The organism is Stenotrophomonas sp. PS02289, from assembly GCF_029960115.1.
GTDB lineage: Bacteria > Pseudomonadota > Gammaproteobacteria > Xanthomonadales > Xanthomonadaceae > Stenotrophomonas.
The window spans coordinates 1-6412 of record NZ_JASCOZ010000208.1; the positions used below are offsets into that span (position 1 = coordinate 1).

The following is a 6412-nucleotide window of genomic DNA, read 5'->3' on the forward strand; positions in this document are numbered from 1 at the left end:
GGGCGGGTTTGAGGTCGGGGGAGGGGGCCGGCGGCGCGCGGCGGGCGTCGCGTTCAGCGGCCCGACGGGCCAGCCGCACGGCGCGCTGGCGGTAGCGGTCGCGGGCCTCCCAGGCGGTGCGCAGTCGCTGCTGAGCGTCCAGCAGGCGTTCCGGCAGATCGGGATGGTCCGGCAGCAGGCGATCGTCGCCGGGGGCGGGCACGTAGGCCATCAGCCCAGCGTCCAGGGCGGCATCGAGTTCATCGGCCAGCACCTGCTGCAACAGCTGAACGGGCAGGGGGAGCTGAACCACGGAAACCGTCCGGAAAACGTTAAAAAAAAGTGATATTGAACTCTTGAAACCCAGACGGGTCAGAGCCTGCGTCGTTAGTGGCGATTCAACGTTGCGGCGGCTATCCTAACCCGTCGCCTCAGGGCGACCAAATTCGTCCTGAGTTACCACCCCTGGAGAAATGTTTGATGAAGTTGCGTGCTATCGCGGTCGCTGTCGCGGCCCTGGCCCTGACGGGCAATGCCTTCGCCCAGGACACCTCGTCCGAAAAGGGCAAGCTGAGCTATTACTTCGGTTACGACTACGGCAACAACCTGGCCGAGCTGACCGCGCGCGGTGAGCAGTTGGATATCAACTCGGTGGTGAAGGGTCTGCAGGACGCCTACGCCAAGAAGCAGCCGGCGATCACCGCCGAGCAGCTCAAGCCGGCCGTTGAAGCCTTCCAGAAGCGCGAGCAGGGCCGTGCCCAGCAGGCCAAGGCCGAGTACGACAAGGCCGCTGCTGACAACAAGACCAAGAGCACCCAGTTCCTGGCCGCGAACAAGGCCAAGGCCGGCGTGCAGGCGCTGCCGAGCGGCGTGCAGTACCGCGTGATCGAAGCCGGCAAGGGTGCCAAGCCGACCCAGGCCAGCACCGTGCAGCTGGAAGTGGCCGGTCCGTTCCCGTACGGCACCCGTCCGCAGGAAGCCCGCCCGGCCCAGCAGATCCCGGCGATCAAGGTCAGCGAAGTCGAAATGAAGGCCATGCGCGAGACCCTGCTGCAGATGCCGGCCGGCTCGAAGTGGGAAGTCACCCTGCCGCCGGAACAGGCCTACGGTGCCGACCCGCGCACCCCGTTCCCGCCGAATGTCGCCGTCCAGTTCGAAATCAAGCTGGTCAGCGTCAAGTAAGCGACAACGAAAACACCCAACGCGCCGATGGAAACATCGGCGCGTTTTTGTTTATGCGCTACTGTTACAGACTGCACGACCATGGAAGACCCCTCTCATGCCATACCCACTCCCTGCATCGGCATCTGCGCGCTGGATCGCGCCGGGCTGTGCACGGGCTGCCTGCGCACGATGGACGAGATTGCAGGATGGCGTGACATGAGCCGCGAGCAGCAACACCACGTCATGCAGCACACCCTGCGGCTGCGCGAGCAGCTGCGGCAATCCCTGCAGGGTTCGCTGGCCGACCACGAGCGCCTGCTGCGCGCGCTGCATCCGCTGGATGCGCCCCCGTCGGGCGACGGCTGGAATCGCAGCGAGCTGGTCGACCTGCTGCCGCCCGGACCCCCGGTGGAGGCCGCCGTGCTGGCCGGCATCGTGCCGCGTGCCAGCGGGGCCCAGGTGATTCTGACCCGACGCACCGAAACCCTGCGCCAGCATGGCGGGCAGGTCGGCTTTCCCGGCGGTCGCACCGAGCCCGATGACCGCGACGCGGTCGCCGCCGCGCTCCGCGAAAGCAACGAGGAAATCGCGCTGCCGTTTGATCGCGTGCAACCGCTGGGCTACCTGGATCCGTTCGTGACCATCACCGGGTACCGCGTGATGCCGGTGGTGGCGGTGATTGATCCGGAGTTTGTCGCCGTGCCGCAGCCGGACGAGGTCGCGGAGGTCTTCGAGGTTCCGCTGGACTATCTTCTCGACCCGGCCAACCTGCATCAGGTTGAAATCGAACACCGCGGGCGCATCCGCCACGTGCTGGAATACGGTTGGCCCGGCCAGCGTATCTGGGGAGCTACCGCCGCCATGTTGTACAACCTGCGACGCCGACTGGAGCAGCTTGCATGAATACATCTGCTGACTGGACCCCGCTGATCGATGCCGATCGCCTCGCCGCGCTGCTCGGCCAGGGCACGCCGCGCCTGATCGATGCGCGCGCTACCGCCAGTGCGCCGCGCGTGCTGGATGCGCGTTTCTCGCTGGCCGACCCGCAGTCCGGCGCGGCCGCCTATGCGCAAGGACATATCGCCGGCGCAGTGCACGCCGATCTGAATCGTGATCTGGCCGACCTTGGCAAACCCGGCGAGGGACGACATCCGCTGCCCGACAGCGACGCATTTGCTGCCCAGCTGGGTCGTTGGGGCATCGGCAAGGACACTCCGGTGGTGGTCTATGACGCGGGCGACGGCAGCATGGCCGCCGCGCGTGCCTGGTGGATGCTGCGCCTGATCGGCCACACCCGGGTCGCGGTGCTCGATGGCGGCCTGGCCGCCTGGCAGGCCGCCGGCTACCCGCTCACGTCGGAGGTGCCTGCGGTGGCCGGATTGCCGCCGTACCCCGGTCAGTTTGATCGCGACCAGATCGCCTCGGTGGAGGAGATCGCGGCCCGCCTCAAGCATGCACCGGGATGGCTGCTGGATGCCCGTGCCGGCGAGCGCTTCCGTGGCGAGGTGGAACCGCTCGATCCCGTCGCAGGCCATGTGCCGGGCGCGGTCAACCGTCCGTTCGCGCTGAACGTGCATGAAGGCCGGCTGCGTCCGGCGGCCGACCTGCGCGCAGCGCTGCAGCCGTTGATCGGAACGCATGATCCGCAGCAGGTCGTGCTGATGTGCGGCTCCGGCGTGACCGCCTGCCATCTGCTGCTGGCGATGGAAGTGGCCGGTCTGTCCGGCGCGCGCATCTACCCAGGTTCGTGGAGTGGCTGGGTCAGCGATTCCAGCCGCCCGGTCGCCACTGGCCCGTAATCGGCGCGACGGTCAGGCCGTCAGCGTCTGCAATGGCACCGCGGCCAGCACCCGCGGCCACGGGAACAACGGGCCCGGGTCGCGTTTACGCGCGACCTGACGCTCGGCATCGTCGCTGGCCGGCTCCAAGCGCGTGTCCAAGGCTTCATGGCCAGCAATGAACTGCAGCGCGGGCAGGGTCTCGCACAGATGCTGCAGCAGGTCGATCAGGGCGGCGATCTGCGGGTCGGGGTAGGGCTCGTCCATGGCCTGGTGCCGCGAGTCCAGCCAGTGAGGGTAGCGCCCGGTATTGACCAGCTCGATCCCGATCGAACGCGGATTGAAGCCACTCACGTGGTGAGCGGTACGGTCCAAGGGCACGTATTGCACGATGGTGCCATCGCGGTCGATGTAGAAATGCCCGCTGTTGCCGCTGCCGCTGTCATACAGCACGCGCTCGCCGTACTCGCGTGCCATGGCCAGGTCGGGGAGTTCGGTGCAGTGGATCACCACCAGGTCGATGTCCTCGCGCGGCCGTTCGGCCAGCTTTGCCACGTAGGGCAGTGGCTGCAGGTCGATGCGGGGCGGGGCACGGTCGGACATGCGGCGATGCTAGCATTCAGGGCATGAGCGCAACCATCAATTCCCCCCTTGTTTCCGGCGCGGTCGCAGCATGAGCCGCGGTCACTGCATTCTGTCCCACGGTTTTGAAAGCGGCCCCGAGGCCACCAAGGTCACGGCCCTGGCGGAGGTCGCCGAACGCCTGGGCTTCACGCATGAACGCCCGGACTACACCGACCTGGATGCCCGCCGCGAGGTCAGCAGCGTGGGCGACGTCCCGGCGCGCCTGCAGCGCCTGATCGGTCTGGCAGCCGCTGCGGCCGCGCGTGGGCCGGTGGTGCTGGCCGGTTCCAGCCTGGGCGCGTATGTGTCGGCGATCGCCTCGCTGCAGGTGCCGGTAAAGGGCCTGTTCCTGATGGTGCCGCCGACCCGGATGGGACCGATGCCGGCCCTGGACGCGGCCCCGGTGCCGATCAGCGTGGTGCATGCCTGGCAGGATGAGCTGATTCCGGCTGCGGATGTGATCGCCTGGGCCCAGGCCCGCTCGGCGCGGCTGCTGCTGGTGCAGGACGGGCACCGCCTGGAGCGCCACGTGGAGGCGTCGGCACAGGCGTTCGAGGCGTTGTTGAAGGGGGTGTGACGCGGGGTGGGGCGTTGCCGGGCGCTTGCCGCCGGGTCACGTACAATGCGCGGTCCGCTGACCTGTGTACCGCCTCCGTGAAATTCTTTGTTTCCTGTGCCAAGGGCCTGGAGTATCTGCTCGCCGACGAACTGCTGGCGCTGGGCCTGCCCAAGGCCACAGCCACCATTTCCGGCGTGAACGCCGAGGGCGAACTGGCGCAGGCGCAGCGGGTGGTGCTGTGGTCGCGCCTGGCCAGCCGCGTGCTGTGGCCCATCGCCGAGTTCGACTGCCCGGATGAGGCCTCCCTGTACCAGGGCGTCAGCGCCATGCCTTGGGAGCAGCACATCGCCCCTGAGCTGACCCTGGCGGTGGACGCCCACGTGTCCGGCACCGAGATCACCCATGCCCGTTTCGCGGCGCAGCGGGTCAAGGACGGCGTGGTCGACAGCCTGCGTTCGCAGGGCCTGGAGCGGCCGTCGGTGAACGTGGAGTTCCCGGATGTGCGCCTGAACCTGTCGCTGCGCAAAGGCCGCGCCACGATCTCCATCGACCTCGGCGGCGGCCCCATGCACCGCCGCGGCTGGCGCATGGCGCAGAACGATGCGCCGCTGAAGGAAAACCTCGCTGCCGCGGTCCTGCTGCGCGCAAACTGGCCGAAGATCCACGCACAGGGCGGCGGTCTGCTCGACCCGATGTGCGGCAGCGGCACCTTGCTGATTGAAGGTGCGCTGATGGCCGCCGACGTCGCCCCGGGCCTGCAGCGCCATGGCAGCATTCCGCCCAGCCGCTGGCTGGGCTTCGACCGCGACAGCTGGAAGGCGCTGCTGAGCGAAGCCCGCGAGCGCGAGCAGGTGGGTCGTGCCGCGCTCAAGCAGGTGATCCACGGCAGCGACATCGACCCGCTGGCGATCCGCGCGGCCAAGGAAAATGCCGAAGTGGCGGGCGTCTCCGACGCGATCTGGTTCGGCGTGCGCGACGTCGCCGACGTGCAGGTGCCGCCGCAGGAAACCGGCTGCGTGGTCTGCAATCCCCCTTACGACGAACGCCTGGCCGCCGACGCCGTGTTGTACCGGCGCATTGGCGATGCCCTCAAGCGCGCGGTGCCGCAGTGGCGCGCCAGCCTGCTGTGCGGCAGCGCCGACCTGGCCTTCGCCACCGGGCTGCGCGCCAGCAAGAAGTACCAGCTGTTCAACGGTGCCATCGAGTGTGCGCTGATCGTCTGCGACCCGATCGCGGTGCCGCAGCGCGAACACAGTGGCGAACCGCGTGAACTGAGCGAAGGCGCGCAGATGGTGGCCAACCGCCTGCGCAAGAACATCCGCAAGTACAAGACCTGGCGCAGCAAGGCCCAGGTCACCTGCTACCGCGTCTACGACGCCGACCTGCCCGAGTACGCCGCCGCCATCGACGTCTACCAGGAAGACGGCGGCGCGGGTCGCACCTTCCTGCATGTGCAGGAGTACGCTGCGCCGGCCACCATTCCCGACGTGGACGTGCGCCGCCGCCGCAACGAACTGCTGTCTGCCGCGCGTGAGGTGTTCCAGGTGCCGGCCGAGCAGGTCGCGCTGAAGTCGCGCGAGCGTGGCAAGGGTGGCAGCAAGTACGGCCGCTTCGAGCAGCGTGGTGAGTTCATCATGGTCCGCGAGAACGACGCGCTGCTGCGCGTGAACCTGTTCGACTACCTCGATACGGGCTTGTTCCTTGACCACCGCCCGCTGCGTTGGCACATGGGCCAGGTGGCCGAGGGCCAGCGTTTCCTCAACCTGTTCTGCTACACCGGCGTGGCCAGCGTGCAGGCCGCCGTGGCCGGTGCGGCGTCCACCACCAGTGTCGATCTGTCCGGCACCTACCTGCAGTGGTGTGCCGACAACCTGGCGCTGAATGGCAAGGGCGGCAGCCAGCACACGCTGGTGCAGGCCGATGCCCTGGCCTGGCTGGAGGCCGAGCGCAATCGCTTCGATGTGATCTTCTGCGACCCGCCGACGTTCTCCAACTCGGCGCGCGCGGACGACTTCGACGTGCAGCGTGAACACGTGCGCCTGTTGCGCGCGGCGGTCAACCGCCTGACGCCGGAGGGTGTGCTGTACTTCTCCAACAACTTCCGCCGTTTCAAGCTGGACGAGGAAGCGGTGAAGGAGTTTGCCCAGTGCAAGGAGATCACCGCCGACACCATCGACGAGGATTTCCAGCGTAATTCGCGCATCCACCGCGCGTGGGAACTGCGCCGTTACGGCGCGTGATGTCGGTGCGCCACGACCAACGGTCGTGGCCTACCGTGGAATCACATCACCGCGGCCACCAAGCCGAC

The 6412-nt window shown here is 67.9% G+C and carries 7 protein-coding genes; 5 read left to right on the plus strand and 2 right to left on the minus strand.

The window, feature by feature from the left end; translation table 11 throughout:
- On the minus strand, positions 1–292 hold a 292-nt coding region (locus QMX83_RS19235), incomplete at its 3' end, for a hypothetical protein (RefSeq protein ID WP_282298250.1).
- 167 nt (positions 293–459) lie between these two features.
- Here QMX83_RS19235 and QMX83_RS19240 point away from each other — a divergent pair.
- From QMX83_RS19240 to QMX83_RS19250, 3 genes are all read left to right on the plus strand, one after another.
- The gene (locus tag QMX83_RS19240; protein ID WP_282298251.1) at positions 460–1161 is read left to right on the plus strand and encodes an FKBP-type peptidyl-prolyl cis-trans isomerase; all 702 of its coding nucleotides are present in this window, start codon (positions 460–462) and stop codon (positions 1159–1161) included.
- Between the two features lie 81 nt (positions 1162–1242).
- On the plus strand, positions 1243–2046 hold the full coding sequence (locus tag QMX83_RS19245; RefSeq protein WP_282298252.1) for a CoA pyrophosphatase: 804 nt from the start codon (positions 1243–1245) through the stop codon (positions 2044–2046).
- Positions 2043–2942: a sulfurtransferase gene (locus tag QMX83_RS19250; protein WP_282298253.1), complete on the plus strand. Its 900-nt coding sequence runs from the start codon at positions 2043–2045 to the stop codon at positions 2940–2942. The genes QMX83_RS19245 and QMX83_RS19250 overlap by 4 nt, the downstream gene beginning before the upstream one ends.
- Before the next feature lie 12 nt (positions 2943–2954).
- Here QMX83_RS19250 and QMX83_RS19255 read toward each other — a convergent pair whose 3' ends face one another.
- Positions 2955–3524 (minus strand): N-acetylmuramoyl-L-alanine amidase, encoded by a 570-nt coding sequence (locus QMX83_RS19255; RefSeq protein ID WP_282298254.1) that lies wholly within the window; start codon positions 3522–3524, stop codon positions 2955–2957.
- A 70-nt stretch (positions 3525–3594) separates the two neighbouring features.
- Here QMX83_RS19255 and QMX83_RS19260 point away from each other — a divergent pair, with 70 nt between their 5' ends.
- Together QMX83_RS19260 and rlmKL are read left to right on the plus strand one after the other, a co-directional pair.
- A complete protein-coding gene (locus QMX83_RS19260; protein WP_282298255.1) occupies positions 3595–4122 on the plus strand; it encodes a hypothetical protein in 528 nt (175 codons plus the stop codon).
- A 77-nt stretch (positions 4123–4199) separates the two neighbouring features.
- Positions 4200–6344 (plus strand): bifunctional 23S rRNA (guanine(2069)-N(7))-methyltransferase RlmK/23S rRNA (guanine(2445)-N(2))-methyltransferase RlmL, encoded by a 2145-nt coding sequence (rlmKL, locus tag QMX83_RS19265; protein ID WP_282298256.1) that lies wholly within the window; start codon positions 4200–4202, stop codon positions 6342–6344.
- The last annotated feature ends 68 nt before the right edge of the window (positions 6345–6412 follow it).

Coding starts and splice junctions, on each gene's coding strand:
- QMX83_RS19240 (WP_282298251.1), top strand. CDS start 460: ATGAAGTTGCGTGCTATCGCGGTCGCTGTCGCGGCCCTGGCCCTGACG.
- QMX83_RS19245 (WP_282298252.1), top strand. CDS start 1,243: ATGGAAGACCCCTCTCATGCCATACCCACTCCCTGCATCGGCATCTGC.
- QMX83_RS19250 (WP_282298253.1), top strand. CDS start 2,043: ATGAATACATCTGCTGACTGGACCCCGCTGATCGATGCCGATCGCCTC.
- QMX83_RS19255 (WP_282298254.1), bottom strand. CDS start 3,524: ATGTCCGACCGTGCCCCGCCCCGCATCGACCTGCAGCCACTGCCCTAC.
- QMX83_RS19260 (WP_282298255.1), top strand. CDS start 3,595: ATGAGCCGCGGTCACTGCATTCTGTCCCACGGTTTTGAAAGCGGCCCC.